We start from the raw sequence: 25253 nt of genomic DNA, 5'->3' as shown, positions 1-25253 counted from the left end.
CGCGCAGCTCCCCTAGAATTCGACCGAAAAGGGTCGTGTAGGGGATCGACATGCGCCCCAACTGTCGCGTTCTGCCGCGAGGACGGAGGGATTTAGACGTAGCCGTGAACTAATTTGAACGTCCGCTTTCAGGAAGCCGCCACAAGTGGGCAAATGGCGGGAATCAGGCGCGTTGCCGACCGTCAGAGTCGGGGCCGAAGCGAACGTTGGAACCGAGGCGTGCAAGTCATGAATCCAAGGTATAGCTTCACACAGACCTGCTTCTCGTGGAAATCTGAAACTTCGTTGCACCCACTAGGTTTGGAATGTGACACCGGGCGCCGCACTCTCCTTTGGTTCGTTTACGCTGGTGCCGGCCGAGCGCCTGCTTATGCGGGGCGACGAAAGGCTGAGGATTGGCAGCCGCGCTTTGGATATCCTCATCGTCCTGGTGTCGCGCGCCGGAGATATCGTTTCCAAAGACGAGCTCGTCTCCCAGGTCTGGCGAAACATGTTCGTCGAGGAAAACAACCTGCGCGTCCACATCACGTCGCTGCGCAAGATTCTCGGCGAGGGCCCCGAGGCGCAGCAATATATCTCGAACATTCCAAATCGCGGCTACAGCTTCGTGGCGCCGGTCACGCGCAAGGAGTCGCCGACGCGGGCCGATGGCCAGCAACCCACGATAGCCCGACTGCCGCTACCCCGGCTGGCTAACCGCATCATCGGGAGAGAGGCGGTTCTCGATCAGCTCGAGGGGCAGCTGCCCGAGCAAAGGCTGCTCACCCTCGTCGATCCGGGAGGCATTGGAAAGACGACAGTAGCGCTCGCCCTTGCTCAACGCGTGGATGATGGTTATTCGGACGGCACGGCGTTCGTCGATTTCTCCGGGATTGCCAATGGAGCGCTGATCACCGAGCTGATCGCCACCGCAGCGGGCTTAGTGCTCGCCTCGACCGATCCGCTCGCTGAGCTGGCGAACAAGCTTAGTCATCGCTCGATGCTCCTCGTCCTCGACTGCTGCGAGCACCTCATCGACGAAGTCGCGGCGATCGCCGAGGAACTGATCACCAGGACGCGGCACGTGACGATCCTGGCGACCAGCAGGGAGCCGCTTCGGGTCGCGCCCGAATGGGTTCTGCGCTTGCCGCCGCTGGACTTCCCGGGACCGGACGAGAAGCTGGATGCGGCAAGGGCACTGGATTTTGCTGCGGTCCAGCTGTTCGTCGAGCGCGCTTCGGCAAGCCTTGGAGGTTATTCTTTGAGCGACGCCGACGCCCCGGTGGTGGCCGATATCTGCCGCCGCCTCGATGGCATCGTGCTCGCTATCGAACTGGCTGCGGGGCGCGTTGATACGTTCGGCATTGCCGGCGTTGCGGAATCGCTGCGGTCTAATTTCGACATCCTGACGCGTGGACGACGCACGGCTCTGCCACGCCACCAGACGCTTCGCGCGACGATGGAGTGGAGCTTTTCCCTGCTTTCGCCGGTACAGCAGGCCGCTCTCGCGCAGCTTTCGGTGTTCAATCAGGATTTTACGCTGGCGGCGGCGCGCGCAGTGGTGTCGGGTGAAAGTGGCGGCGACGTCGAAGAGTGCATCATCGACCTTGCTGCGAAGTCGCTCGTGGTCGTTGATCGCAATGCCTATCCGGTGCGCTATCGCCTGCTTGACATGACTCGCGCCTACGCAGCCGAGAAATTTTCGGTCGCCGTGTCGCGGGAAGACGCTTCGCGCCGCCACGCTGTCCACTATCGGACAATAGTGGAATGCGGCGCGCCGCATGAGCAGGACGCCGACTGGCTGGACGCCTGCGGTCGCGACATCAGCAATCTGCGGGCCGCAGTCGACTGGTGCTTCTCGCCGGGCGGTGACGCGGCGGCCGGCGTCGCGATGACAGTCGCGGCAATTCCGTTGTGGTACCATCTTTCGCTGGTCGACGAATGCCTGCTGCGGGTGAGGCAGGCGCTGGGTTGGCTCGAACAACAGCCCGACGCCGATCAGCAAAGCCTGATGCGGCTTCATGCGGCGCTTGGCTTTCCGCACATGCGCGCGATTTCGGGCCGTCCAGGTGGCGCGGAAGCTTGGACACGTTCGTTCGAGATCGCCCAGAAGGTCGATGATGTCGACTTCCAGCTGCGCGCGCTTTGGGCGCTGTGGGTAGATCGGACGAATGGTGGCGAACCGCGTGGCGCGCTCGAGAAGGCCGAGGCCTTCTGCGCGCTGTCTGAGCGTTCGGCCGACGACTCGGACCGGCTGATCGGCGAGAGGATGAAGGCAAGGGCGCTGCATCTGCTTGGCGATCAGCCAGCCGCGGAAAGACATGTGCGGCGCATGCTGGATGCCTATCGCCCGCCGTCGAACGGATCGGATCTGGCGCGCTTTCAATATGATCAGCGCATCACCGCGCGGATCACGCTGGCGCGCGTGCTGTGGCTGCGCGGCAAAGCTGAAGAGGCCCTGCGTGAGATCGACGATATGGTCAGCGCCGCTCTTGCCGCGGGCCACAATCTCACATTGTGCCACGCCCTGTCGGACGCCGCCTGTCCGGTGTCGCTGATGGCCGGTGACCTCGCACGCGCCGAGCGCTATACGGACATGCTGCATCGGCGCACGCACGACCACGCGCTCGACGTTTGGCATGCCTATGCCGAATGTTTCGAGGGCGATATCCTGATTCGAACCGGAGACGCCGCAACGGGCGTCACACTCGTCGGCGAAGCTCTCGACCGGCTGGATCGTGCGGGATTCTATCTTTACCACACTGTCTTCCAATCGATACTCGCCTCCGGGCTGGCGAGGATTGGCCAGGAGCTGGAAGCCGTGGCGCTGCTCGACGACGCTCTGGCGCGCTGCAGGTCGAGTGGCGAGGCTTGGTACTGCCCGGAACTGCTGCACCAGAAAGGCAAGATACTTGCCGAACAGGCCTCGCGCCCGACTGAGGCCCGGCTGCTCCTCCAGCGCGCGATCGAAATGGCGCGAGATCAAGGCGCGTTGGCCCTGGAGGCGCGTTCGGTGGCCAGTCTGGTAACGCTAAACAAGCTGGTTAGCGCCGTTTAGCAACGATTAACTGGTTCACGCCGCTCCACTGCGCAACTGTCTCGTCATCGAACGAAGCGCGCAGAGGGAAAGAGCGATGACTTCAACCCGCAGTACATCCTTACGTCAAGCGGTCGTCGCCGGTCTGGCCGGTACTGCACTGCTCGCCGTCCTGATCACCTCGACCACGGCCAACCCGACCACCTCGGCAGAACCCAGCCAGACTGGGTTCTGCGACGCCGCCTGCGTGGAGACGAAAACGTTCGATGTCGACGGCGTCGCCTACGCCTACCGGACGCTCGGGACGCCGTCCGGAACGCCTCTGGTTCTCCTCAACCGCTTTCGCGGGACGATGGACGAATGGGACCCGGCATTCCTCGATCATGTCGCGGCAAGCCGATACGTCGTCATATTCGACAATATCGGCGTGGCCCGCTCCGGCGGCGAGGCCCCTCTCCGCATGGCCGATTGGGCGAGGAACGCCGGCGCCTTCATCGACGGCCTGGGTTTCAAGCAGGTCGATCTGCTGGGCTTCTCCTTCGGCGGCCTCGTCGCGCAGGAACTGACGCTCCAGCGGCCCGGCCTCGTGCGCAGGCTGGTCATCGCCGGTAGCGGCGCGGGCTATGTCGAGGGCGCAAACCTGAATCCCATGGCGATTGAGGTCGCCACCAAGCCGACAAACACAGACGACGACTTCCTCTTCCTCTTTTTCAAGGACACGCAAACCAGCCAGGCGGCCGGACGTGCGCACCTCGCTCGGCTACGGGAGCGCAAGGATTCATTTGCGAGGCTAGTGAGCGAAAAAACCTGGAAGGCGATGCTTGCCGCCGCAGGGGATCTAGGGACGCCGGAAACATCGCTTCTCAATCGTGTCGGGGCGATCCGCCAGCCGGTGCTGGTGGCGAACGGGAACGAAGACGTCATGATCCCGACGCTCCAGTCTTACGCCCTGGCGCAGGCGATCCCGAACGCGCGGCTGATCGTCTACCCGGACTCCGGCCACGCCTTCCTGTTCCAGTACCCGCGCGAGTTCGGCGACGAGGTCATTCGCTTCCTCGGCGAGGAGTCACAGCCGTGAGCGCCACCCTGCATCCGATCCAACTCACCCGCCGCGAGATGCTCGCAGCAGGCATCACCGCCGGAGCGGCGACCCTTCTGCCGGCATACGCTACGCAGGCGATTTCCGCTGAATCCACCACTCAACCCAGCGAAGGACGACAGAACATGGGCTTCATCACCACGAAGGACGGCACCGAGATTTTCTATAAGGACTGGGGTTCGAAGGACGCACAGCCGATCGTCTTCCATCACGGCTGGCCGCTCAGCGCCGACGACTGGGACAACCAGATGCTGTTCTTCCTGCACAACGGCTACCGGGTCATCGCGCATGATCGCCGCGGCCACGGCCGCTCAACACAGTCCGACACCGGCAACGAGATGGACACCTACGCGGCCGACGTTGCCGAACTGGCCGAGGCGCTCGACCTGAAGAATGCCGTCCATATCGGCCATTCGACCGGCGGCGGCGAGGTCGCGCATTACGTAGCTCGCGCAAAACCGGGTCGCGTCGCCAAAGCGGTGCTGATAGGCGCAGTGCCGCCGATCATGGTGAAATCCGCCAAGAACCCGGGCGGCCTGCCGATCGAGGTGTTCGACGGGTTTCGCGCGGCGCTGGTCGCGAACCGGGCGCAATTCTACTACGACGTGCCCTCCGGTCCCTTCTACGGTTTCAACCGGCCGGGCGCGAAGGTTTCGCAGGGCATCATCGACAATTGGTGGCGGCAGGGCATGATGGGCGGCGCCAAAGCGCACTACGATTGCATCAAGGCGTTCTCGGAAACCGACTTCACCGACGACCTGGAGAAGATCGATGTTCCGGTGCTCGTCATGCACGGCGACGACGATCAGATCGTGCCGTACGCCGACTCCGCTCCGCTGTCCGCCAAGCTTCTCAGGAACGGAACGCTGAAGACCTATGCCGGTCTTCCGCATGGCCTGTGCACGACGCATCCCGACATCGTCAACGCGGACCTGCTCGCCTTCATCAAGAGCTGACCGCAAGCGAAAGAGGAGACTTGCCTTGACCTCGACCACGACCGCTATGGCGGAGGAATACCTGGAGCGCGCGGACGGCCCAAGGATCTTCGTGCGCTCTTGGCACCCTGCGTCCAGACCGAGCGCGGTCGTGGCGATTTGCCACGGCGTTAACTCACATAGCGGCCAGTACTTCTGGGCCGCCGAGCAGATGGCCGCCGCCGGCCACGCCGTCTACGCCCTCGACTTGCGCGGTCGCGGGAAGCCCGACGGCGAGCGGTTTTTCGTCGAGAACGTCACTGAGTATGTCGACGATCTATCGATGCTGATCCAGCTCGCCAAGCAGCGGGAGCCCGGATTGCCTGTCTTCCTGCTGGGCCACAGTGCAGGCGGCGTGGTCTCGACCACCTGTGCGCTGGACCATCAGGCCGAGCTCGCCGGATTCATATGCGAGAGCTTTGCGTTCCAGGTGTACGCGCCGGATTTCGCTCTCGTGGTCGTCAAGGGGCTCAGCCACGTCGCGCCGCATTTTCACGTCCTGCGGCTGAACAACGAGGATTTTTCGCGCGATCCGGCGATTGTGACATCGATGAACGACGATCCGTTGATCGATAAGGAGGTCCAGCCGACGAGCACAGTCGCAGCACTGATTCGCGCAAACGAGCGGCTGAAGCGCGACTTTCCGCTGATCACGCTGCCGGTCTTGATCTTGCACGGCACGGCAGACAAGGCAACCAAGCCTGCCGGCAGCCAGCTGTTCTTCGACACCGCCGGCTCCGCCGACAAGACGCTGAAGCTCTACCCGGGCCACTTCCACGACCTGCTCAACGATCTCGGCCGCAAGGAGGTGATCGCCCACGTGCTGCGATGGATCGCCGCGCGCGTGCCGGTGCGGTTGGCATTGGCCGGAGTCGAGTGATTGTCAGGGGGCCGAGATGACGTCCACGGGCGCGCCGCTTCGCATAGCCGTCATGCTCAGTCGGTCCTCGGAAGCCGGCAACGTCGGGCTCGAGCAGTTCCTGGGGGTCTACTACGCGCTTCAGGATGCGGGCGCCGAGGTGCTTGTAGCGTCGATGTGCGGCGGCTACCCCTGGCCCACGCGTTTCACGCGACTGGGAGCGGAAGCCGACGAGCTTGCAAGGCGGTTCCAGGCCGACCGCCGCGCCCGCGACGATCTCGCCAACACGCTCAGATTCGGCGAGCTGTTCGAGGAGGATTTTCACGGAGGTTTCTGCGTCGGCGAGCCGGGCGCGCTCTGGCGCGACGCTGATCGCAACTCGGCCGCGGCGCTGATCGCTCAGTTCCTGCAGGCAGGCAAGCCGATCGCCCTTCTACCGAGCCTGCTGGATATCCTCCCCAAGGGCGCGGGAGATGGCCTGCTCATCCTCGGCGACGGGGCCTGGCCGCCGTCTGCCGCCGTCGCTGCGCTGTTGGCTGCAGCCACCAGACAATTCGAGATCAGGAGATTGGGCCATGAGACTTGATCGACGCACCTTCCTTGCCGGCGCCGCCGGGTTTGTCGGCTGCTCGTCAGTGCGGCCATGGCGCTCGCCCCACCGCTTCCGCCACGGCTCCTTCAACATCACGGTGCTGAGCGACGGCCATTTTATGCTGCCGGCGGAGGTCGTCGCACCGGACGCGATGCCTGCCGAATGGGTCGACATCGAGAAACGGCTTGGCGGGAGCAGCGGCGCCATCGATGCGAAATGCAACGTTCCGCTGATCCGGACCGAGAAGGACATGATACTCTTCGACCTTGGAACCGACGACCCACAAGGACCGGCTGAACCAGGACATCCTGGATTTCATCAAAGGGTGAGGCTCCCGGCGAGGCCCTCTAGCCTGACACTACATGGCGTAGGAGAGCACGATGCCCAATGCGCTACAATCAATTTGTCTCGCCGCGGCTTCTGCCTGTGCTGCCTAGCCTCGGCTATTTTCGCCGAGGCGGGAGGTTGGCTGGCGCCGAGACAGTTCATCATGAATCCCGCCTTCTTCACCAGGCTCGCTTACGCGGGTGTATGACCAGCCGGCTGAGAATCACTGCAGCTTTTCAGTTAAGACTTTAAACCGCTGCCTCTGCAGCCATGCGCACTGGAACCGATCATGGGAAAATTAGACGGAAAAATCGCTCTCGTTACCGGCGGAAATAGCGGTATCGGCCTAGCAAGTGCAAAGCGCTTTATGGCGGAGGGCGCGTACGTGTTCATAACGGGACGGCGCCAGCCCGAGCTGGATAAAGCCGTCGCGTCGTTAGGTGACAACGTCACTGGCGTTCGCAGCGATGTTTCTAGTGCTCAGGACCTCGACCGACTGTATGAGACCATCACGGCCCAGAAGGGCCGCATCGACATCCTCTTCGCAAATGCCGGGCTTGGCGAGTTCATGCCGCTGGGCGAGATTACGGAGACGCATTTCGACACAACCTTCGGCGTCAACGTTAAAGGCACGCTGTTTACCGTCCAGAAGGCATTGCCGCTGATGCAGGGCGATGGCTCAATTATTTTGACCGGTTCCACTACTGGAAGCCACGGATCCCCTGCTTTCAGCGTCTACGGCGCGAGCAAAGCAGCGATTCGCAGCTTCGCCCGGAGCTGGATTCTCGATCTGAAAGGTTCCGGGATCCGGGTGAACGTCCTGTCGCCGGGCGCGACTTCGACGCCGGGTTTGCACGGCTTAACGCCTGATCTCGAACAAGGTCGTCAGATGACGGAGTTTTTAATCGCCCAGACTCCTCTGGGACGCATGGGACGTCCGGACGAAATCGCAGCAGCGGCGCTTTTCTTGGCGTCGGAAGAAAGCAGCTTTGTAAATGGCGTCGAATTCTTTGTCGACGGCGGTATGGCGCAAGTATGAGCGTCCAAGATGCGGGCCCGGCTATTATTTTAACTGGTACTACACAAGGTAATGGAATGACCTAAAGCCCGACTTTGTGCTGCGAGCAGCCAGATATTCTGCTCAAGAACCCAGATAGTAATTGGGCATCTATGGGTGGCCACCGACGACGCGCCGGTGAAAGTCTATCTGTCCAGCGCGTCTGGAGAGCGTAAGCGCCGGGTTGATGCGCCCGCACGCCAAAATCAACCCCGATACCCAGTGCCGAAGAGAACTTTCGTTCAGCAGGAGAAACTCATGACAAATCTTTCGCGCAGAGCCTTTGCCTTCGCAATCCCTGCGGTCCCAGTTGCACTAGGCTCCGCTTTGGCCGCCAGCGTGAATACCGCGAAAGCGCGGACTGGCGATCCCAAAGCGCTCGTGCCCTCAGCACAAATCAGGATCGGCCGCTTCACCGTAACCGCGCTAGTGGACGGGTTTGCGGATATGCCCTTCGGCTATTTCCCCGGGAGCACGCCCGAACAAGTTGAGGAACGAGCGCAGGCGATATCGGCGGCCAAGCCCGGAGGCATCCGCTTCGTATTTAACCAGTATCTCGTCGATGACGGCGAGCGCCTGATCCTGATCGACACCGGCCCCGCCGGCGCGATGGGCAAAACGGGACAGCTCCCTGGTGCGCTCAAAACAATGGGAATCACGAGAGAAGATATCGGGGCGGTCATCGTCACGCATATGCATGTCGATCACCTCGGCGGCCTGGTGGCCGGTGGAAGCCGGAACTTCCCGAATTCTGACGTGTACGTCGATCGCCGTGACGTCGCGTACTGGACTGATCCCGCGAAGAGAATTTCAGCTCCGGAGTTCCTGAAACCCAGCTTCGATGCATCTTTGGAACTGGTCCGCCTCTATCCAAACCTGCAGGCAATGGATGGCGAACGTCAGATCACACCGGGCGTCTCGATCATCGACCTGACCGGCCACACGCCCGGGCACATCGGAGTCCGCATCGAGGATGGCGGACAAAGTCTGCTGATGGTTTCGGACATGCTCTTCCCAGTTGTCCATCCCTCGAATCCGGAGGTCGGCTTCCTGTTCGAGCAGGACCGACCGGCCGCGCAGATCATGCGCGAACGATTTTTTCCGCGTGCGGCCGAGGAAAAAGCCCTGGTCGCAGCCACCCACATGCCTTTCCCAGGCTTGGGACGAATCGTGGCCGACGGCGGAAAGATGCGTTGGATACCAGCCGAGTGGGCTCATCAGGAATGAGCCCGACCGCCTGCCTTGGAGCAAACCATGCCGCACCAAGCTCACCAAAGGTGCGAAGTGCTGCTGTGCTGCGCAGTCCCCGCCCAAGAAACCGACGGGGGAAACCAGATCCAACTCGAACTCTGATACTCGTCATTGATGCGTCTGACGCAAGAGTATCTTCCGCCTTTTCGACGTTCATCATCGTCCAGAGCCGGAGCATCTTATCCGGGACGAAAGGGACAGCCTTTCAAAACCAAATCAAGGAGATAGACATGTCCCGCATTCCCACGCCCGCCACAATCAACGATGCACCGAAAGCGTCCCGCCCTGTGCTTGAAGCCGTCCAGAAGCAGATCGGCCCCGTGCCGAACATCTTTCGCCTGGTGTCGAACAGCCCGGCCGCTCTGAACGGTCTGACGGCGCTGCAGGGCGCTCTCGGCAAGGGACAGCTGGCTCCGGCCACCCGCGAGCGGATCGCCCTGACCATGGCCGAGGTCAATGGTTGCGATTACTGCCTGTCCGCGTATACCTATACTGGCGCAAAATTCGCCAGGCTGGACGAGAGCGAAATCGAAGCGATCCGCCGCGGCACCTCGAAAGATCCAATGGCCGCCGCCGCTGTCGAATTCGCCCGCGCCCTTGTCGACGCGCCCGGCTCGGTGGCGCCGGACGAAATCGAAAAGGTCCGCGCCGCCGGTTACGGCGATGCCGAAATTCTCGAGATCATCGCGCATGTCGCGCTGAACACCTTCACCAACTACGTCAACGAAGCTCTGGGCACCGAGATCGATTTTCCACGTATCGATCGCCTTGCCGCATGACCAATGAAGGGTGGTCGTTTCCTGCACCCACCCTCCCATCCTTTCAGCGCTACACAACCAAGGAACTTATCAATGTCCCGTCCGCCGCTTCCCCCTTTCAATGAACAGTCCGCCATCGAGAAGGTCCGCCTTGCCGAAGATGGCTGGAACAGCCGCGATGCCGCCAAAGTGGCGCTTGCCTATACAGTCGACACGCGCTGGCGCAATCGCGCCGAGTTCGTAACCAACCGTGCCTAGGCTGAGGCCTTCCTGACGCGCAAATGGAACCGCGAGCTCGATTATCGCCTGATCAAAGAGCTTTGGGCCTTTCAGGGTAACCGCATTGCCGTTCGCTATGCCTATGAATACCACGACGACAGCGGTCAGTGGTTTCGTGCCTATGGCAACGAGAACTGGGAGTTCGCCGAAGACGGGCTAATGCGCGCGCGCCATGCCAGCATCAACGAGCATCCGATCACGGAAGCGGACCGCAAGTTCCGCTGGCCGCTCGGCCGCCGACCGGACGATCACCCAGGCTTGAGCGACTTCGGCTTTTAAGCGAGACCCGGATCAAGGAGGTTACCGCCATGGCAGGCTTCAAGCTCGATGCCAAGGCACGGCTGTCGACCGAGCTCGCGCCTACCACCGGACGCGATGATCGCATTTTTCCCCGGCAGCAGGAGGAAGACGCGAAGGCACGGCGCGCGACGTCAAAGAGATCCCTGCTCGCCAACGGCGCGTGAAACATCCAACGGGGAAGTGGTTCTGGCCAGTCTTTCCGGGCAAACCTGTGAAGGGACAATCACTGGTGATCGAGCACGATTCAGGCCGACGCCCATGCTCGTTCAATACGGCAATCTTGAGGACCAATTATGACTGACGAATGGCCTCCACTTCAACCGGTTCTCACTGGTGTACGCGGTTTGTGCCCCCGTTGTGGGAAAGGGCATCTTTTCAACGGGTTCCTGACGCTTAAGCCTAAATGCGAAGTGTGCGATCTCTACTCGTTTGCAGATCCCGCTGATGGTCCCGCGTTCTTCGTAATCTGCTTTGCATGTGTGCCGAGCGTTCTTCTTGGCGTATGGCAGCAGGTCGCTTTTGACACACCATACTGGGTCCATCTGCTGACCACGCTGCCCTTCATGCTCATCACTTGCATCCCCCCGCTTCGGCCTCTCAAAGGTTGGCTCATCGCGAGCCAGTATTTCTACAAGGCTGAGGAAGGCAAGATCGACCGCGATTACGTGAGGCCTCGGCACGCTTCGTCCGGAGACGGCGAGGAAATCACACCTCCTCCCGTACCGATCTCTGGCGACGACTTATAAAGATGCGTTGGATACCAGCCGAGTGGGCTCATCCGGACCTAGGAGCACTCGCGTCATCGTTGACGATACCGTTCGCGGTTTCACCAACAATCGTGAAACGATCAAATGCGTTCAGCACCAAACCACAGCCTAGGTGTTGTAGCCTTGATCTGATGTCAGGCGTATAGCTAACTTCACGGGTATGGCTGTTGCTACACGGCGAAAAGGAGCGGGCTCAACGGATGACATCCGACGATAATAGGCACGAGCCTGTCGAACAATTGCTCGACACTCCCGAACTTGCGACTGCGCTCGAAAGTGAACAGTTCAAGAAGTTCCTCGACCAAGTTCCTATCGCCATTGCGGTATCGGATCTGAGGGATGGCGAGACGGTGGTCTACGCCAATCCAGAATTCGAGAAGCTTTCCGGGCTTGCCGCCGCTCGCCTTGAGCAGGAGAATTGGAAGGGGCTTTCGGGGAGTGCGGTGAAAGCGCCCTTCGATCAGCGGATCGATGAAGCGATTGTCACACAAACGGACTTCATTGGAACCTTCCGCCTCGAGCGCAAAGGCTCAGGTTCAGCGATCGTAGACGTCTATTCGAATGTCATCGAGGACGACGACGGCAAGCTCTGCTTTCGGCTTGTCGCCCTGGTGGATGTGTCTGCCCATAGCGATGCGGACAAACTGTCCATTGAGGAGCGGATCCGGGAGAAAGATACGCTCCTCCGCGAGCTGCAGCACAGGGTCAAGAACAACCTGCAAATGATCACTGCGCTCATCCGAATGGAAACTCGGAACGCAGTCGAGCCAGACAAGAAGCGATTTGAGCGGCTGGCTGGGCGCGTTGACGCACTCGCGATCCTGTATCAAGCGCTGTCTGGTGAGGATGACAAGGACGAGATCGATTTGGGCGTCTATCTGAGCCAGATAGCCTCCGCCGTGATGACCTCTCACGCGGTGGAGGGTATCCGCCTCGACATGAAGGTCGACACCTATCCGGTTTCGATAAATGTCGCCATGCCGACGGGACTGGTTGTGAACGAGCTTCTTACAAACGCGCTGAAGCATGCCTTCAGAGGTCGGGAGGGAGGGACAATCACGCTGCGGAGCATAGTGGACGGCAATGGTTGCCGGGTCGTGGTCGCTGACGACGGTATCGGTCTGCCTGAGGGTGTGACATGGCCTGCACCCGGTAAACTCGGAGCCCTCATCGCGCGGTCGCTGACCGAAAATGCCAAGGCGCAGTTCGACGTCACCTCGGCCGTCGGTGAAGGAACCAAGGTGACCATCATCTTCAATCGGTCGGCTGCGATCGCCGGCTGAATAGATCATGGAGCCGGCTCGACCGGAATCGCCATTACTGGCACAAACCGCCCGCGGTAGGATCTATGGATTTATCATCGGGCCGCCCACCCTGGGGTTGTAGGGAAAAGCGAGACGCTCCGCCAGAGCCTCTGAGAGATCTGCGACAGAGGTCGACTGCACGAACGAATGGTGATGTGGCCCCGCCTCCCGATCCAAGGACCGCTTCGGGATCGAGAACTGCACCTTTAACTGGGCGGGCTCGAAGGGTCGCTGTCATCGATGCGCCGCTTAATGTAATCCCATTGAGTGTCGTCGCTGGCTTGGAATGCCGCCATCCCCACAGGAATATGCCCGAGGTTAAGAACGGCCTCGATGACCGACCGTTTTTCGTCCACCAAATCGGCGTAGGTCGAGCTGACGAAGATTTGGTATTTAACGTCCATGCGGCTTCACCCTTCGATCCGCCCTTGTAAGTCTGCAAGCAGGCTGGGGATAACGTTCCGTGCCCGCATCAAGAAGCCCAGTCATGATTCTTGCAAGGGGTGAAGCGATCAAAGCCCGACCTGCGCGCTGGCACGCTAGGTTGCCCGGTTTGCCGGAAGGAATAATTACTTGCGGCCGAGGAGTATGAAACGTGCGGTGCCCCCCGCCGCAGCGACAGCCTTCGCTATTCCTTCTTGTCGACCAGCGCCCGTAGTGCCGAGACGTCATGCAGCAATAACCTGCTGCCGCGCTTTTCGATCAGGCCTCTCTTGGCGAGGTCGCTGATTTCGCGCGAGACCGCTTCCCTGTGCGTGCTCATCGTTGCCGCCAGCTCGGAATGCGTCGGTGCCGGGCTTATGGACACCTCGCCGTCCACGGGTGCGGCTTTCTCCGCCCGATGCAGGAGTTCGACGATCAGCCGTTTTCGCACGACCAGAGTGCTGTATTCGAATACCCGCTCGGTCATGCGCCGGAGCTGGGCAGACAGATGCTCAAGCAGCATCCAGGCNCAGAGTGCTGTATTCGAATACCCGCTCGGTCATGCGCCGGAGCTGGGCAGACAGATGCTCAAGCAGCATCCAGGCAAAAGTCGGGTGGGTCATCACGATATCCCGGAATGCTGTGCCGGACAGCCGTGCAGCGCGGGTTGCCTCCAGCGCGACTACGCTGGCAGAGCGTGCAATCCCGTCAATGCCTCCGAGCTCCCCGAAAATGTCACCCGGTTCGACATCGCGATACGCTATCTCTTTGCCGTCCGCTGAAACCAGTGTCACGCGAGCCCGTCCTTCCAGCAGGAAGAAGACTTCGCGACCAGTGTCGCCGTGGGAAATGATCAGCTCGTTGTGTCGATAGCTGCGCTCGCGCCACCGTTTGGTCAGCGCGGCGAGGTCGGCATCGCAAAGTCGTGAGATGAAGGCCGGAGAGCCTGTCACAACAGTCTCTTGAGTCTCTTGTTCAATCAGGTGTACTTCATCTTACTCCCTATCCAAGGAAATTTGATGGCCGCAGGCCCCGCTTTCCGGAAAGCAAAACTGGGAGCGGATTNTGCGCTCGAGCCACCGTTTGGTCAGCGCGGCGAGGTCGGCATCGCAAAGTCTTGAGATGAAGGCCGGAGAGCCTGTCACAACAGTCTCTTGTTCAATCAGGTTCAATCAGATGTCTTACTCCCTATCCAAGGAAATTTGATGGCCGCAGGCCCCGCTTTCCGGAAAGCAAAACTGGGAGCGGATTTTTCCAATGTTTTCCCGGTGTGGGAATTCCCACAGCCGAGCCTGGTCCGACTGGCATATCCTTGTTTGCAACATCCAGGCCCGCCGGCTCGTGTTCAAGCAGGCGAAGGGAAAGGGAACGGTCATGAAATTCTTGGCTCCCTTCACAAAACTTGCTGCGGCGTTTCGCAAATTCGCCGCGCGGCGCTACCGGCCGGAGCTTTATTATATGCGTGGCCCGGGGCCAGCCACCGCCCGCCGTGCGGGCACGCACGCCGAGCGAAAGGCTCTGTTATCGGCAACGGACCAGTTGAGCCGTTTACCCGATGGCGTCCTTGGCGACATCGGCATCTCTCGTGACGAAATCATGTGCGCTTTGCGAAGCCGCGCCACCCGCCCTGCGGAGGCCTTTGCCCACGCCCGCTCTCCCCGAAGAGAGAATGACGCCATTCCGGGCGAGAGTCCAGAAGCTGCGGTAGTGGGTCATTTTGAAATTGCGGAGCAGGGCGTAAGGGGTGACAGCCTGGCTCTGTGATTGTGGCCCCGTGCGTAAACCAGTGCGTGCCGGACTCGGCCGGCTTGAGTTCATTCCGCCAATGATGCCTACCTTGGTCGCCAAGCCGCCCCAAGGCGATGACTGGATGCATGAATCGGTAATTCCGCTGTGTAGAAGCCCTAAGGTGCCCCGCAATGAGTCAATAAGTCTGGCACCGTACTTGCATGGTCAGGTATGGGGTGGGGTGGGGTGGAGGCCCGTCGCTTCGCAAATGTAGCGGCGGGTCTTCTGCATACGGGTCGCGCCCCGCCTACGCGCTGCCGTCCGTCTCGCTTTCCTCGTCGATCGCCCGGACCGGCAGATAGGCGTTGGTTTCCAGCCATTCGCGCAACACGATCTGGATGAGCTCGGATCGGCCGATTCCCATCTCGGCAGCGATGGAATCGAGCGTGTCTGCGGTGACTGGCTCCAGCGGCACGCCGGAGACGTTTCTAAGCATCAATGCAGCGCGACGCAGGACGACCCGGAGATCCGCGCGCGACATATCGGCGATGCGGTCGGCGGCGCTTTCAGATAGGCGGGTCATTCAGAGGGCCGCATAGTCAGTGGCAGTGATAGCTGCCCGTCTTGTGGTTCCTCATGGTGCACTGCTGGGCTTTCGATTCTTCAGTATGTTGGCCTCGCGCAGCAGTGATGATCGATCCGTTCCTAGCAATTCTATGAGCGTGAGAGCCTGATCCCGGGTGATCCCGGTTTCACGTGCGAGCGCCTGCGCCTGGAGTTCTTTTTGCCGCTCGGGTTCACTTTTTCTATCTTCGCCCATGGTGAGATGTTCCTTCCCACTACGGAACCCAACTTGCGACATAGCGCCTTATTCCTCTTTGTTCCGAAATTCGTTCATCCGCTCTGTTGTTCGTGTTCAAGCTGGAACTAATGTCCGTTCGGCAGCTTATGCCCAGATGAGCGCACGCGGCATCACCTTTCTGCACAAGTGGATTGCGAACAACGTTCCTGAAACGGCTCGGCCGGATGTGATTTCGATCGGTGAGCTGACGCACAAGCTCTTTGCCGACGCAAAGTCAGTGGGCATCAGGCGTGAAGAGATCGACGAGGAAGTCGACAGTCTCTACCGCACCATCGTTAATGCCATTGTGCATTTCGATCCGGGATTGCCGGAGTAGTGGGGTGTCCACGGGCGCCCGCCTGATATGTCAGCTTCGGTAACTCGCTCAGCGTTCACTTCAAGGGGTGTACTCGCTGATTTGAGTATCGTGCTCCGCAGCGGATGTAGCTGGGGCGCACCACGACGAGGAGGAACAAAAGCCGGCCGATCATCGTGGCGACGGTCATCTTGCGGTGTCTGAGCGTTGGTGGACGCGGCGGCTGAGACAATTCGTGAGCTGGCATTCGGCTCGCTAATCCTTTGCTTGGCCATCTATGCGGCTGGGCTGGCAGAGAGGTCAGCTTTGCTTTATCGAGAGCACGGCAGAGGCGTCATGCGCCACATCTTCGAGCCATCGACGGGATCGACAGATGCCGGTCCTCCTTGAGAAGCGGCGAGCATGGCGGCTGCTTCAGCCACCATGGCAACATAGACGTCGCCTGCTCGACAATGGCACGACGATCTATGACAACAGGTGTGTTGATGGAGCGCTCATGGCTTGGCACAATTGCAAGAGGCAGAGGGTGCGCACCGTGCCGCGGTCTTCCTTTTGGACTACAGCAAGGAACAAAAGCTTGACTACGATCCCGTGGTCACGCGGATGGTTCGGTCGCTAAAGCCGGAAAATTGCTAAGGCCGATGTGGTTTCTGCGGCCCCAGTGTAGTCATCTCGTCGGCGCTTCATGATCGACGCAACATGAACAACTTGCAGTTGGACTGCCTGATCATTGGAGGCGGACCTGCGGGCCTGGCGGCCGCGACCTATCTGGCCAGGTTTCGGCGCAGGGCGCTGGTGATTGACGCAGGCCGCAGCCGCGCCAACTGGATCAGTTCCATACGCAACTATCCCGGTTTTCCCGGCGGCATCTCCGGCCTCCAATTGCTTGGCGATATGCACGCTCAGGCAAAGCGTTTCGGCGCCAGGATCGAGAGCGGGACTGTTTCGGCCATCGAGCGTTCAGAAGACGGCTTTCTGGTCACGGCCAGCGACCGGATGTTCAGGGCGGCCACCCTTCTCATCGCCGCCGGCGTCGAGGACAATCTGCCTGATGTGCCCGGCTTCAGCGTAGAGTTGATCGTCCGCGACAAGATCAGGCTTTGTCCGGTCTGCGACGCGTTCGAGTTCTATGGCCGGCGAATAGCAGTTTGGGGTGAGGGCGAGCGTTCCGTGAAGGAGGCCCTGTTCCTGCGCACCTATTGCGATGCGATCACCGTTCTGGTGGCCTCGGGAAATATAGGCGCATCCGATCGAGAGCGCCTCGCTGCCGCCGGCGTCGAAACCCTCGAAATTCCGGTAGTGCGACTAGAGGAGCGCGAGGACGGAATTGCCCTAGTCCAGACGGATGGCCGGACGCGGCGCTTCGAAGGGATCTACCTGGCCATGGGTTCTACGCCCAGGGCCGGACTTGCCGTGGCACTGGGGGCCGAAGTCAACATGGCCGACTGCCTCCTCGTCGATGCGCATCAGGAAACCACGGCGCCCGGCCTTTATTCAGCGGGCGACATTGTTGACGAACTAAATCAGATTACCGTGGCCGTGGGGCACGCGGCCATCGCCGCCACCGCCATCCACAACAAGAATCGCAGAGCGGCGGCGAGAACGTTTGTAGGCGCAACGCCGGACTACAGTTCCTCCGGGGTCTCCCAAGCGTGTGTCCGCAACCACTGCGGTGCGTCGGCCCATCGGCTTCTCGGCGATCGGCAGCGCCTGGTCACATGTTGCGGAAGCCGCTCATAGATCATGTTCAGCTATGCGAAGCTAAAAGCAATCGATCTAGTGGTCGTGGCGAAAACTGCACTCACCATTACCGAGGCTCTCGTATCAAGTTCAAGTAAGTCGGGTCAAAATCCGCCAACTCGTGAAGGCGATCGATATCGAGAACGGTCACCATTTTGCGATCCCATCTGATCAGCCCAGATGCGCGCAACTCCTGGATCATCCGGTTAACGTGTACGACTGATAAACCAACGATATCGGCAATATCGGACTGCGTAACGGGTAGTTGGAAGCTTTGGCCACGGACAAGCCCCACAGTTTCCAGACGTGCGTAGAGCTCGCAGATCAAGTGAGCAAGGTGAGTATTGGACGGCCGGCGGCCAAGGCAGGTGACCCAGTTCCGCTCTATGGCGGCATCTATCACAGTAGAGAGCCACAGCAGACGACCGAGATGTGGCGACGCAGCGATTATGGCTTGGAGACTGGTATGGGGCACGAACGCAGCGATGCAATCCCCAAGCGACACGACGCTGTGGTCCATGACCGTTAGCAGCATCGAGTGCAGGTCAACGAAGTCGCCCGCTATATGAACTGCCGTAAGTTGGCGCTTGCCCTCGGAGACGTATTGCTGGCGGGCCGCAAAGCCGTTCAGGACAAGACAGCTTTCGGTTGGACGGGAGCTATCCACCACAAGTTTCTCGCCAGCAGCAAACGTCCGGATTCGGAACGGCAGCTGCTCCAATAACCTCTTCTCTTCCTCGCTGATGTGGTCTCGGCGCTCGAGAGCCAGGATCAGCGCTGTGAAAGTGCCAGTCATAATATGCCGGGGGCACCGACGCCCCAGGGAGGTGGTTGGTCGCGTTGTGGCACAGCCTTCTCCTTCTGGTGCTTATGGTCGCTCATCGGGCGAGGAAACACCGATGATCAGACCAACCCCTTTTTAAGCGATTGCGGTTTGCTGGCCAATCCCCTTTGTCGGTCCGGGGCTCCGTTTCGTCCCACGCGCCGCGCCCATCAGGTCCGAATGTGCGGAACGGAGGTAACCCTCACGGACAGCTAAATGCTTGATGAGGGCGTGTCGTCTCGCTCGCGAAGACGACCGCCAATAAGATTCGAAGCTGTCGTCCCGACCCGCACGATGCCGGAAAATTAGCATTTGTTAGTCTGCACGTAAGTAATTCCAAAACCGCGACGCCAATGTGGAACCGACCTTCTTTCGACGGGTTAGCGTGGGCTTATCAGACCGACCAAGCTTATTCGAACTCGGAGATAAACATGCCAACAGAGCGGAGCGAGTTTGTGACCCTCATCCCTGCCTTGCGGGCCTTCGCCCGCACGCTCTCTAGGGATGCCTACGATGCCGACGACCTGGTCCAGGAGACGCTGATGAAAGGTATCGCAAACATCAACCGCTTCCAGCCCGGGACCAATATGAAATCCTGGCTTTTCACCATAATGCGCAACACTTTCTATACGCGCATCAAAATGGCGAATCGCGAGGGACCCGGTCTGCTCGATTGCGCTTCGAGCCGGCCCGCGATCGCGGCGAGCCAGGAATGGTCGCTACGCAGCCAGGAGATGGCGCGGGCCATCGAAGCTTTGCCCGACGATCAGCGCCAGGTTGTTGTTTTGATAGGCGTTCTCGGGACCAGTTACGACGATGCGGCAAGCATATGCGGCTGCGCCATCGGAACGATCAAGAGCCGCTTGAGCCGCGCGCGCCACCGGCTCCTAGGAACGTTTGGCGAAAAGGGTTCGGGCGATGCCGTAACCACCTCGGCCATCTCCGCCGCCGCCCTCCAGTTCGACGAGGCGCGCGTTTAGGAGTGACCCTTTCGATGCAGTCACCAGCAAGCCGAGGCAAATCATTCGCAGCGCTGGTCCCCCAGTAACTCGCCGCAATAATTAAGGATAAAACTGATGAGCGACGCATTTCCCCACTCCCGCCAGGACGAAAACTTGGCTTACACGACCGCCAGTGATGACGCTCACACGATCTTGCTGAACAAAGTTAGCTGGGGCGCCATTTTCGCCGGGGTGGTCGTCGCTCTCGTGGTCCAAGTCCTGCTGACTTTGCTGGGTGCGGGTATCGGCATCGCCACGCTCGATCCCGGGACCGGTGACAATCCCGAAGCATCGACCTTCTCGATTGTAGCCGGTATCTGGTATGTCCTGTCCGGCATTGTTGCTGCGTTTGTTGGCGGCTACATCGCTGCTCGGATGTCCGGCAAGACGCTCCCGACCACGGGCGCCTTCCATGGTCTGACAACGTGGGCACTCACAACCTTGCTGGTCTTATATTTCCTCACCAGCACCGTCGGCATGATTGTTGGCGGAGCTTTCAATGGCATCGCACGTGCCGTCGGCGGCTTGAGCGAGACTGTTGCGCAGACTGCGGCCCCGATCGTCGCAGAGGCCAATCCTCTCGAAGCTATTGAAGCTCAGGTGCGCTCGACCGGAACAGATCCAGAAGCCCTTAACAATGCGGCCATTAACGCGATGCGCGCTCTCATCATGGGCAACGAGGCGGATGCGAACGCAGCGCGTCAAAACGCGGCACAAGCACTGGCGACGGCGCGCGGCATCCCTCTCGAACAAGCCACGCAGCAGGTGACGCAGATGGAACAACAATATCACCAAGCCGTCGAGCGGGCGAAGCAACAAGCGGCGGAAGCCGCAGATATCGCTGCTTCGGTCGTATCGTCCGGCGCACTCCTAGCATTCGCTTCCCTTGTGCTTGGCGCGATTGCGGGCTGGTTTGGTGGCCGTTCCGGGGTGGTTCACCCAGTCTTTGCAGACCGCCTCATACCCACGCGGCACGGTTTGACATGACTCTCACCGCCCCGGACAAAGTCCCTTTCGGCAGGCGAACTGCGGCAAGGGTTACGCCGACTTACCTCGACCAGCCTTATCAGAACAGGGAGCATGTTGGCCTCCCATGGTTGGCCCCGGCCCAAAAACGGACGCTTTTCTGCTTTACGACTGCTCCGTCCCAATTTAGCGATCGCTGATTATAGCGCCGGACACCGCCGGGCAATTCTTCGCCGTCATCGCCCCATTGTAGAAATCGGGATAGTGCGCCGACGGGGATCATGCCTTCCCAACGGGCCGAAAGGCTCAGCCCACGTTATCCGTGCTGTTCGGATCGATCTTCGTCAGTCGCTCTCTGGCATCGATCACGCGCCTTTGCTCGGCCCTTATTCGGCCGCACAACGCGAGATTCAGGGCGACGCCACCGTCCTCGTCCAGCAACTCATTCGCGCGCTTCAGAGAGTTCTCGGCTGGTTTTACACCCTGTCTGGCCTTGGCCACTTCGAGGCGATAAAATTCAAACATTTTTCCCGCGTCCTTTGCGGTTGCGGTCCCTTCGATAGTATTTAACCGGCGTCGATCCCGTTTGTTCCGGCCGCGCCGGTGGGTATTTCCCGCTTATAAAAGAGTAGGGGCTTGCCGCGCGAGAACGTTGCGCACGTTCGACACCTGCCATTGGCCATTGCGCGCTGTGCGAACGCCGCGGTTGTTTAGAGCGATTGCCAGTCCACGTAGGCTAGTGATGCCGGACTGCTGGATGGAGGCGATGATCGGCAGCACGGTTTGGGCAAATCTGTCAGCCTCCCGGATCGAGATCTTCCGACCTCTCGCTGCAGCTTCCGCTGTGTTGGTCGGATTGCCGAGCTTCATTCCAGTGGTCTTGCGAGAGGCGAGGGCGGCCTTGGTCCGTTCCGAGATCAACCGCCGTTCTTTCTCTGCCAACGCGGCGTAAAGGTGCAGCATGAATGGATCGGCGTCGGCGCCAAGTTCGGCGACGATAAACGGGACCCGCTGAACCATCAGGCCGGCAATGAAGGCAACATCGCGCGACAGGCGGTCAAGCTTCGCCACAACGACTGGGCATTTGACCTGCCGGGCAAGGGCGAGGGCAGCGGTCAGTTGCGGACGTCGATCAAGTGCATCCGCGCCCTTTCCGGTTTCGATCTCGGTGAACTCCTGGAGGATGATCATTCCCTCGGCCTCGGCAAAGCGGGCGACCGCGACGCGCTGGGCCTCGATGCCCAACCCAGAACGTCCTTGCCGCTGTGTCGAGACTCGATAGTAGGCGACCGCGCGCGGCATGTTGCTAATCCCCGGGGTGTTCAAACTGCAAACCACCGTTTGCAGTGTGCTCGCCGGCCCCATCTAGGCAAGTTCTTTCTGGTCTTAGCCGGGTAGGCTTTGTCGCCGCGCAACATATGGGTTTGCGACTGCGGCGGTGAAACTTCGCCGACCCCTCCAGCGTTACTGCGTCTCTGTTCAACACAAGAGGCATCATGATCAATCCGGGGACGAGCACGCTTCTTCTCATTCTGGCGGCTATCGTGCCGGTCGCGGCGGCGGCAATTGCCGGCAATCTCGCTACCATTCCCAACGTACCGACATGGTACGCCCACCTGATCAAACCCTCTTTCAACCCACCGAATTGGGTATTTGCCCCGGTGTGGACGACGCTGTACCTGATGATGGCCTATGCTTTCTATCGCGTGCTGAAAGCTAACGCCGACTGGATCAGCTTTGCGGTGGCGATCTTTCTAATTCAGATCACGCTCAACGCGGCCTGGTCGTGGGTGTTCTTTTCATTCCACAGCCCGCGAGGTGGCCTCGTGGTCATCACGCTTCTCTGGCTTGCGATCGTCCTGACCATCCTGGCGTTCTGGCAGATCGATCCGACGGCCTCGATGCTACTTTGGCCTTACCTGTTGTGGGTCAGCTTCGCGGCAGCATTGAACTGGGAAATCGATCGTCTCAACTGACGCTACTTTGGAATGTGCGACGACCACCTTACACTGAAGAGGGCTTGGAGTGGTTTCTTGAAGTTCAGGCCTTAGTGAGCAAGGTATCCTGATCGTCTTCGTCGTCATCGGCATCGGGTGCCTGGTAGGCGGCGCACATCAGCAACTCATGTGTGGCCTACCGGGGAATAACCTGCGCTCCGTTCAGGTCTGCTGACGCGCGGTCTTGAGCATGGTTAGCCGGTGTCCTATAGGCCACTCTGGGTCATTGGGATTTTACCATGAACGAAAAACTGACAACACTCTCAAAACGTCTCAAGGACGAGCAGCGCGATCTACTTCTCGCCGCCGCCGAGCAGAACACATTACCGAGCGCCAGCACGATTCAACGAGTGGCCATGCTTGAGCTCAATATCGCTGCCATTGAGAATACCCTCGCCGACGAAAAATGATCCGAGCTGGGAAATGAGCTGACCAGCCGTCCGACGAGCCGGGCGTGCCACCTACAGGAGCTTCATATCTTCGTAGGTGGTCACGAAGGTCACTGACGTGTCCAGTTTTCCCTCTAGCTCATGGATGGAGGTCTCCTTCCAGCGCGCCCTGGTCTTCAGCCAGAAAATTGCTGCAGTGACGGCCTCCCGACCTTCACCGGTCGCCTTGCGGNCGCCTTGCGGTAGAGGCTTTCGGCGACCCGTGCGTTGGCCTTGATGGCGCCGCTCTCGAGCTCATGGGCGTAGGTCGCCTTGAGGTCCTGCTCGTCTGTGGCGAGCACGCAGGCGATGTCGGCCGTGCTAAGCCCGAAGCCGGCCAGCGCCTCCACCCTGGAGCTCAGTGGCCGGTTTTCCTGAGGAGCTTCGATATCGGGGCTCATTCGGCCCGGTCCGCGTCCCGGAGGGTGACGGGAAGGTTTGCTGGTGGTGAGCCGGCAGGAGTCTTAACCAAGCTTGCAGGATTCGGAGCGCGAAGGATGATGCGGCGGATCTCATGCACCTGTTCGATCGGCTTTGGAAGCGTGTCCAGGATCATGCTGGGCCGAGGCCGGAGGTGATGAAGGAGAAGCCGGAGGCGGAGTGGGTCAAGCCGGCATAAAGCTGCGTGTCAAACATCTTCGCGGCGACCACGCCCACATACGCCACGCGTCACTGCTGGGTTTCAGCGACGAATGATGTTTGCTTTGCGCCGAGCGACTATGTCCAATGCGGATTGCACATCCCGGTCGATCTGCTCCCGCCGCGCCATGAACCAATTCTTAGCGCCTGGATAGTCAGCCGCCGATTCCCTGGGCTCTGAAAAACCTAGCGTATTTTGGGACAAGGCAAGGATACCTTGCTGCCCCAATACAACGAAAAGAGTGACACGTGTTTCGGCGGAATTGTTCTCAAGCCATTTGGCGACCCCGATACCGACCATATTGTTCTGTAGGTCCTTCATGATTTCCAAAGTCGTGTCAGGCTTTCCGCGTTTCACATAGAGTTCAGCAAATTCATTGACCATTCCACACCGGACGACCATCTCTTCGGCTATTGCCTCCGAAAGCCCGAGAAGCCTCAGTCCGGAATAGAGATAGGNTTCCACACCGGACGACCATCTCTTCGGCTATTGCCTCCGAAAGCCCGAGAAGCCTCAGTCCGGAATAGAGATAGGAAGACGCCGAAGCATGCTTGAGGGCGTTGCGATAGCTCCCGTCAAGGCCTTGCTCAGTCACGATCCGGCGGACGCTCACTTCGAACCAGCCGTAAAAAGCGAGCGGCGGCAAAACGATCAGGAGAGCTAGCGCTAAGAGCTTTCTCATCTTACGATGCCGTCAAAACTCATCTTTCGTCTTTCTGGTAAGGGATCATCAGCGCTTTCATTGTTCTACCGGAAGCGGCTGGTGTTCCGGCTGGGCATGATGAAACACCTGCCCGAAATCGCGCGCGTCGAAAGTCTGTCCGCAGACCGGGCAGTAGATGAAATGTTTCGATTCATCGTCCACGGTGCCAGCGTGCGGCTTGCCTCTGTGGCCGGTCCCAAGGTTGTCAGTTCTGACCCGCTTCATCTCTTCGGAGCCATCGGAATGAGCACACTAGTGGTGAAAACCTGACGCTCGGTACCCGCAGGGTATGGCAGGAATCGACCCGGAGACCTTCATGTAGCGAAATAGAAGGAAGGGCGGTATTTTGAGCGATTGAAGTCACCTTGGAGGATGCTGATGTCTCTAGATGTCATTGGCGCGGGCATGGGTCGCACCGGCACGTATTCGCTGAAACTGGCATTGGAGCATCTTGGGTTCGGGCCTTGCCATCATATGGCAGACGTGAATGCCAACCCCGAACAGAAAAAGCTGTGGCGCGCCGCTGGCCAGGGACAACTCCCGAACTGGGATCTGGCATATGCCGGCTATCGTTCCGCTGTCGATTGGCCAACGGCGCATTTCTGGCGCGAAGTGAGCGATCACTACCCTGATGCAAAAGTTGTTCTCACAGTTCGTGACCCCGAAGCCTGGTATGACAGCGTGGCGCAAACAATAGGACTTTCGATGGACGCTGCCAGCAATGACCCACAGTCCTTTGGTGTGGCAGTAGTTGGCAATGGTGTCTTTGGAGGTCGCTTTAATGACCGTCATCATGCAATCGCCGTCTATGAAGGACATAACGCTACGGTGAGAGCAACGCTGCCGCCCGAGCGCCTTCTTACTTATCAGGTCTCCGAAGGGTGGGGGCCGCTTTGTGCCTTTCTCGGTGTACAATTGCCTTCGGAACCCTTTCCCCGCACCAATTCGACTGCCGAATTTCGTGCTCGCATGGGGCGCTGAACGACCGGTTGGAGCCGCCTTCTGCGCCGGGTACCAAGCGTCAGGTTTTCATCACTAGTGGTCATGGTCTGAGTTGAGTCCCG

The 25253-nt window shown here is 59.9% G+C and carries 30 protein-coding genes and 1 pseudogene; 22 read left to right on the top strand and 9 right to left on the bottom strand.

What is annotated here, in order from left to right; all coding sequences use genetic code 11:
- The first annotated feature begins 307 nt into the window (after positions 1 to 307).
- From X738_RS56760 to X738_RS56705, 13 genes and pseudogenes are all read left to right on the top strand, one after another.
- Positions 308 to 3037 (top strand): ATP-binding protein, encoded by a 2730-nt coding sequence (locus X738_RS56760; protein WP_023798995.1) that lies wholly within the window; start codon positions 308 to 310, stop codon positions 3035 to 3037.
- 76 nt (positions 3038 to 3113) lie between these two features.
- Positions 3114 to 4094 carry an alpha/beta fold hydrolase gene (locus X738_RS56755; protein ID WP_023798994.1) on the top strand — a complete coding sequence of 327 codons (981 nt, stop codon included), beginning with the start codon at positions 3114 to 3116 and terminating at the stop codon, positions 4092 to 4094.
- Between the two features lie 146 nt (positions 4095 to 4240).
- Positions 4241 to 5071, top strand: coding sequence for an alpha/beta fold hydrolase (locus X738_RS56750; RefSeq protein ID WP_051407818.1), 831 nt, complete (start codon positions 4241 to 4243; stop codon positions 5069 to 5071).
- Positions 5072 to 5096: 25 nt separating this feature from the next.
- On the top strand, positions 5097 to 5969 hold the full coding sequence (locus tag X738_RS56745) for an alpha/beta hydrolase (protein ID WP_198032809.1): 873 nt from the start codon (positions 5097 to 5099) through the stop codon (positions 5967 to 5969).
- A 16-nt stretch (positions 5970 to 5985) separates the two neighbouring features.
- Positions 5986 to 6534: a transporter gene (locus X738_RS56740; RefSeq protein WP_023798991.1), complete on the top strand. Its 549-nt coding sequence runs from the start codon at positions 5986 to 5988 to the stop codon at positions 6532 to 6534.
- Positions 6524 to 7075 carry a hypothetical protein gene (locus tag X738_RS56735; RefSeq protein WP_023798990.1) on the top strand — a complete coding sequence of 184 codons (552 nt, stop codon included), beginning with the start codon at positions 6524 to 6526 and terminating at the stop codon, positions 7073 to 7075. Before X738_RS56740 ends, X738_RS56735 begins: the two co-directional genes overlap by 11 nt.
- An 81-nt stretch (positions 7076 to 7156) precedes the next feature.
- Entirely contained in the window at positions 7157 to 7906 is a 750-nt protein-coding gene (locus tag X738_RS56730; RefSeq protein ID WP_023798989.1) for an SDR family NAD(P)-dependent oxidoreductase, read from the top strand.
- A 276-nt stretch (positions 7907 to 8182) separates the two neighbouring features.
- Positions 8183 to 9151 carry an MBL fold metallo-hydrolase gene (locus tag X738_RS56725; protein WP_023798988.1) on the top strand — a complete coding sequence of 323 codons (969 nt, stop codon included), beginning with the start codon at positions 8183 to 8185 and terminating at the stop codon, positions 9149 to 9151.
- A 254-nt stretch (positions 9152 to 9405) separates the two neighbouring features.
- A complete protein-coding gene (locus tag X738_RS56720; RefSeq protein WP_023798987.1) occupies positions 9406 to 9954 on the top strand; it encodes a carboxymuconolactone decarboxylase family protein in 549 nt (182 codons plus the stop codon).
- 72 nt (positions 9955 to 10026) lie between these two features.
- A pseudogene (locus tag X738_RS56715) lies at positions 10027 to 10491 on the top strand (nuclear transport factor 2 family protein).
- A gap of 29 nt (positions 10492 to 10520) precedes the next feature.
- On the top strand, positions 10521 to 10676 hold the full coding sequence (locus tag X738_RS84715; protein ID WP_023798986.1) for a hypothetical protein: 156 nt from the start codon (positions 10521 to 10523) through the stop codon (positions 10674 to 10676).
- A gap of 129 nt (positions 10677 to 10805) precedes the next feature.
- The gene (locus X738_RS56710; RefSeq protein ID WP_023798985.1) at positions 10806 to 11258 is read left to right on the top strand and encodes a DUF983 domain-containing protein; all 453 of its coding nucleotides are present in this window, start codon (positions 10806 to 10808) and stop codon (positions 11256 to 11258) included.
- 221 nt (positions 11259 to 11479) lie between these two features.
- On the top strand, positions 11480 to 12562 hold the full coding sequence (locus X738_RS56705; protein ID WP_023798984.1) for a sensor histidine kinase: 1083 nt from the start codon (positions 11480 to 11482) through the stop codon (positions 12560 to 12562).
- Between the two features lie 227 nt (positions 12563 to 12789).
- Here X738_RS56705 and X738_RS56700 read toward each other — a convergent pair whose 3' ends face one another.
- The 3 genes from X738_RS56700 to X738_RS84705 all read right to left on the bottom strand — a co-directional run bounded on the left by X738_RS56700 (position 12790) and on the right by X738_RS84705 (position 13959).
- Entirely contained in the window at positions 12790 to 12987 is a 198-nt protein-coding gene (locus tag X738_RS56700) for a DUF4062 domain-containing protein (RefSeq protein ID WP_023798983.1), read from the bottom strand.
- Between the two features lie 224 nt (positions 12988 to 13211).
- Entirely contained in the window at positions 13212 to 13529 is a 318-nt protein-coding gene (locus X738_RS84710) for a Crp/Fnr family transcriptional regulator (RefSeq protein ID WP_051407808.1), read from the bottom strand.
- A complete protein-coding gene (locus X738_RS84705; protein WP_051407805.1) occupies positions 13519 to 13959 on the bottom strand; it encodes a Crp/Fnr family transcriptional regulator in 441 nt (146 codons plus the stop codon). The genes X738_RS84710 and X738_RS84705 overlap by 11 nt, the downstream gene beginning before the upstream one ends.
- A gap of 421 nt (positions 13960 to 14380) precedes the next feature.
- Between X738_RS84705 and X738_RS56690 the strand changes: the two genes are divergently transcribed.
- Positions 14381 to 14770 carry a DUF1127 domain-containing protein gene (locus X738_RS56690; RefSeq protein ID WP_023798982.1) on the top strand — a complete coding sequence of 130 codons (390 nt, stop codon included), beginning with the start codon at positions 14381 to 14383 and terminating at the stop codon, positions 14768 to 14770.
- Between the two features lie 271 nt (positions 14771 to 15041).
- Here X738_RS56690 and X738_RS56685 read toward each other — a convergent pair whose 3' ends face one another.
- Entirely contained in the window at positions 15042 to 15317 is a 276-nt protein-coding gene (locus tag X738_RS56685) for a ribbon-helix-helix protein, CopG family (protein WP_023798981.1), read from the bottom strand.
- 51 nt (positions 15318 to 15368) lie between these two features.
- Positions 15369 to 15554 (bottom strand): hypothetical protein, encoded by a 186-nt coding sequence (locus tag X738_RS0141440; protein WP_031254822.1) that lies wholly within the window; start codon positions 15552 to 15554, stop codon positions 15369 to 15371.
- A gap of 136 nt (positions 15555 to 15690) precedes the next feature.
- On the opposite strand from X738_RS0141440, the gene X738_RS56680 reads away from it, so the two are divergent.
- Both X738_RS56680 and X738_RS56675 read left to right on the top strand, forming a co-directional pair.
- On the top strand, positions 15691 to 15912 hold the full coding sequence (locus tag X738_RS56680; protein WP_023798980.1) for a DUF768 domain-containing protein: 222 nt from the start codon (positions 15691 to 15693) through the stop codon (positions 15910 to 15912).
- Between the two features lie 678 nt (positions 15913 to 16590).
- Positions 16591 to 17631 carry an NAD(P)/FAD-dependent oxidoreductase gene (locus X738_RS56675; RefSeq protein ID WP_023798979.1) on the top strand — a complete coding sequence of 347 codons (1041 nt, stop codon included), beginning with the start codon at positions 16591 to 16593 and terminating at the stop codon, positions 17629 to 17631.
- A gap of 67 nt (positions 17632 to 17698) precedes the next feature.
- Here X738_RS56675 and X738_RS56670 read toward each other — a convergent pair whose 3' ends face one another.
- Positions 17699 to 18427 (bottom strand): Crp/Fnr family transcriptional regulator, encoded by a 729-nt coding sequence (locus X738_RS56670; RefSeq protein ID WP_031254818.1) that lies wholly within the window; start codon positions 18425 to 18427, stop codon positions 17699 to 17701.
- Positions 18428 to 18885: 458 nt separating this feature from the next.
- On the opposite strand from X738_RS56670, the gene X738_RS56665 reads away from it, so the two are divergent.
- Together X738_RS56665 and X738_RS56660 are read left to right on the top strand one after the other, a co-directional pair.
- Positions 18886 to 19434, top strand: coding sequence for a sigma-70 family RNA polymerase sigma factor (locus X738_RS56665; RefSeq protein ID WP_031254816.1), 549 nt, complete (start codon positions 18886 to 18888; stop codon positions 19432 to 19434).
- 96 nt (positions 19435 to 19530) lie between these two features.
- Positions 19531 to 20442, top strand: coding sequence for a hypothetical protein (locus tag X738_RS56660; protein ID WP_023798976.1), 912 nt, complete (start codon positions 19531 to 19533; stop codon positions 20440 to 20442).
- Between the two features lie 285 nt (positions 20443 to 20727).
- Here the strand turns inward: X738_RS56660 and X738_RS56655 are convergent, their stop codons facing one another.
- Complete coding sequence (locus tag X738_RS56655; RefSeq protein WP_023798975.1) at positions 20728 to 20946, bottom strand: hypothetical protein; 219 nt, start codon at positions 20944 to 20946, stop codon at positions 20728 to 20730.
- A gap of 93 nt (positions 20947 to 21039) precedes the next feature.
- Positions 21040 to 21723 carry a recombinase family protein gene (locus X738_RS56650; RefSeq protein ID WP_023798974.1) on the bottom strand — a complete coding sequence of 228 codons (684 nt, stop codon included), beginning with the start codon at positions 21721 to 21723 and terminating at the stop codon, positions 21040 to 21042.
- A 194-nt stretch (positions 21724 to 21917) separates the two neighbouring features.
- Between X738_RS56650 and X738_RS56645 the strand changes: the two genes are divergently transcribed.
- Both X738_RS56645 and X738_RS86030 read left to right on the top strand, forming a co-directional pair.
- Positions 21918 to 22397, top strand: a complete 480-nt coding sequence (locus X738_RS56645; RefSeq protein ID WP_023798973.1) for a TspO/MBR family protein — start codon at positions 21918 to 21920, stop codon at positions 22395 to 22397.
- Between the two features lie 260 nt (positions 22398 to 22657).
- Entirely contained in the window at positions 22658 to 22828 is a 171-nt protein-coding gene (locus X738_RS86030) for a hypothetical protein (protein ID WP_023798972.1), read from the top strand.
- A 700-nt stretch (positions 22829 to 23528) separates the two neighbouring features.
- Here X738_RS86030 and X738_RS56635 read toward each other — a convergent pair.
- A complete protein-coding gene (locus X738_RS56635) occupies positions 23529 to 23870 on the bottom strand; it encodes a hypothetical protein (RefSeq protein ID WP_156942582.1) in 342 nt (113 codons plus the stop codon).
- A 304-nt stretch (positions 23871 to 24174) separates the two neighbouring features.
- Between X738_RS56635 and X738_RS0141420 the strand changes: the two genes are divergently transcribed.
- Together X738_RS0141420 and X738_RS82560 are read left to right on the top strand one after the other, a co-directional pair.
- The gene (locus X738_RS0141420) at positions 24175 to 24459 is read left to right on the top strand and encodes a hypothetical protein (RefSeq protein WP_156942581.1); all 285 of its coding nucleotides are present in this window, start codon (positions 24175 to 24177) and stop codon (positions 24457 to 24459) included.
- A gap of 108 nt (positions 24460 to 24567) precedes the next feature.
- A complete protein-coding gene (locus X738_RS82560; protein WP_084833713.1) occupies positions 24568 to 25170 on the top strand; it encodes a sulfotransferase family protein in 603 nt (200 codons plus the stop codon).
- Positions 25171 to 25253: the final 83 nt, after the last annotated feature.

This window comes from Mesorhizobium sp. L48C026A00, from assembly GCF_000502375.1.
GTDB lineage: Bacteria > Pseudomonadota > Alphaproteobacteria > Rhizobiales > Rhizobiaceae > Mesorhizobium > Mesorhizobium muleiense.
Note: the sequence above shows the minus strand (reverse complement) of the source record. Positions and strands in the feature narration are given on the sequence as shown.

What these genes read in the sequence shown, in the direction of transcription:
- X738_RS56755 (WP_023798994.1), top strand. Translation starts at nt 3,114, where the DNA reads ATGACTTCAACCCGCAGTACATCCTTACGTCAAGCGGTCGTCGCCGGT.
- X738_RS56750 (WP_051407818.1), top strand. Translation starts at nt 4,241, where the DNA reads ATGGGCTTCATCACCACGAAGGACGGCACCGAGATTTTCTATAAGGAC.
- X738_RS56740 (WP_023798991.1), top strand. Translation starts at nt 5,986, where the DNA reads ATGACGTCCACGGGCGCGCCGCTTCGCATAGCCGTCATGCTCAGTCGG.
- X738_RS56735 (WP_023798990.1), top strand. Translation starts at nt 6,524, where the DNA reads ATGAGACTTGATCGACGCACCTTCCTTGCCGGCGCCGCCGGGTTTGTC.
- X738_RS56730 (WP_023798989.1), top strand. Translation starts at nt 7,157, where the DNA reads ATGGGAAAATTAGACGGAAAAATCGCTCTCGTTACCGGCGGAAATAGC.
- X738_RS56725 (WP_023798988.1), top strand. Translation starts at nt 8,183, where the DNA reads ATGACAAATCTTTCGCGCAGAGCCTTTGCCTTCGCAATCCCTGCGGTC.
- X738_RS56720 (WP_023798987.1), top strand. Translation starts at nt 9,406, where the DNA reads ATGTCCCGCATTCCCACGCCCGCCACAATCAACGATGCACCGAAAGCG.
- X738_RS84715 (WP_023798986.1), top strand. Translation starts at nt 10,521, where the DNA reads ATGGCAGGCTTCAAGCTCGATGCCAAGGCACGGCTGTCGACCGAGCTC.
- X738_RS56710 (WP_023798985.1), top strand. Translation starts at nt 10,806, where the DNA reads ATGACTGACGAATGGCCTCCACTTCAACCGGTTCTCACTGGTGTACGC.
- X738_RS56705 (WP_023798984.1), top strand. Translation starts at nt 11,480, where the DNA reads ATGACATCCGACGATAATAGGCACGAGCCTGTCGAACAATTGCTCGAC.
- X738_RS56700 (WP_023798983.1), bottom strand. Translation starts at nt 12,987, where the DNA reads ATGGACGTTAAATACCAAATCTTCGTCAGCTCGACCTACGCCGATTTG.
- X738_RS84710 (WP_051407808.1), bottom strand. Translation starts at nt 13,529, where the DNA reads ATGCTGCTTGAGCATCTGTCTGCCCAGCTCCGGCGCATGACCGAGCGG.
- X738_RS56690 (WP_023798982.1), top strand. Translation starts at nt 14,381, where the DNA reads ATGAAATTCTTGGCTCCCTTCACAAAACTTGCTGCGGCGTTTCGCAAA.
- X738_RS56685 (WP_023798981.1), bottom strand. Translation starts at nt 15,317, where the DNA reads ATGACCCGCCTATCTGAAAGCGCCGCCGACCGCATCGCCGATATGTCG.
- X738_RS0141440 (WP_031254822.1), bottom strand. Translation starts at nt 15,554, where the DNA reads ATGGGCGAAGATAGAAAAAGTGAACCCGAGCGGCAAAAAGAACTCCAG.
- X738_RS56680 (WP_023798980.1), top strand. Translation starts at nt 15,691, where the DNA reads ATGAGCGCACGCGGCATCACCTTTCTGCACAAGTGGATTGCGAACAAC.
- X738_RS56675 (WP_023798979.1), top strand. Translation starts at nt 16,591, where the DNA reads ATGAACAACTTGCAGTTGGACTGCCTGATCATTGGAGGCGGACCTGCG.
- X738_RS56670 (WP_031254818.1), bottom strand. Translation starts at nt 18,427, where the DNA reads ATGACTGGCACTTTCACAGCGCTGATCCTGGCTCTCGAGCGCCGAGAC.
- X738_RS56665 (WP_031254816.1), top strand. Translation starts at nt 18,886, where the DNA reads ATGCCAACAGAGCGGAGCGAGTTTGTGACCCTCATCCCTGCCTTGCGG.
- X738_RS56660 (WP_023798976.1), top strand. Translation starts at nt 19,531, where the DNA reads ATGAGCGACGCATTTCCCCACTCCCGCCAGGACGAAAACTTGGCTTAC.
- X738_RS56655 (WP_023798975.1), bottom strand. Translation starts at nt 20,946, where the DNA reads ATGTTTGAATTTTATCGCCTCGAAGTGGCCAAGGCCAGACAGGGTGTA.
- X738_RS56650 (WP_023798974.1), bottom strand. Translation starts at nt 21,723, where the DNA reads ATGCCGCGCGCGGTCGCCTACTATCGAGTCTCGACACAGCGGCAAGGA.
- X738_RS56645 (WP_023798973.1), top strand. Translation starts at nt 21,918, where the DNA reads ATGATCAATCCGGGGACGAGCACGCTTCTTCTCATTCTGGCGGCTATC.
- X738_RS86030 (WP_023798972.1), top strand. Translation starts at nt 22,658, where the DNA reads ATGAACGAAAAACTGACAACACTCTCAAAACGTCTCAAGGACGAGCAG.
- X738_RS56635 (WP_156942582.1), bottom strand. Translation starts at nt 23,870, where the DNA reads ATGGTCAATGAATTTGCTGAACTCTATGTGAAACGCGGAAAGCCTGAC.
- X738_RS0141420 (WP_156942581.1), top strand. Translation starts at nt 24,175, where the DNA reads ATGCCGTCAAAACTCATCTTTCGTCTTTCTGGTAAGGGATCATCAGCG.
- X738_RS82560 (WP_084833713.1), top strand. Translation starts at nt 24,568, where the DNA reads ATGTCTCTAGATGTCATTGGCGCGGGCATGGGTCGCACCGGCACGTAT.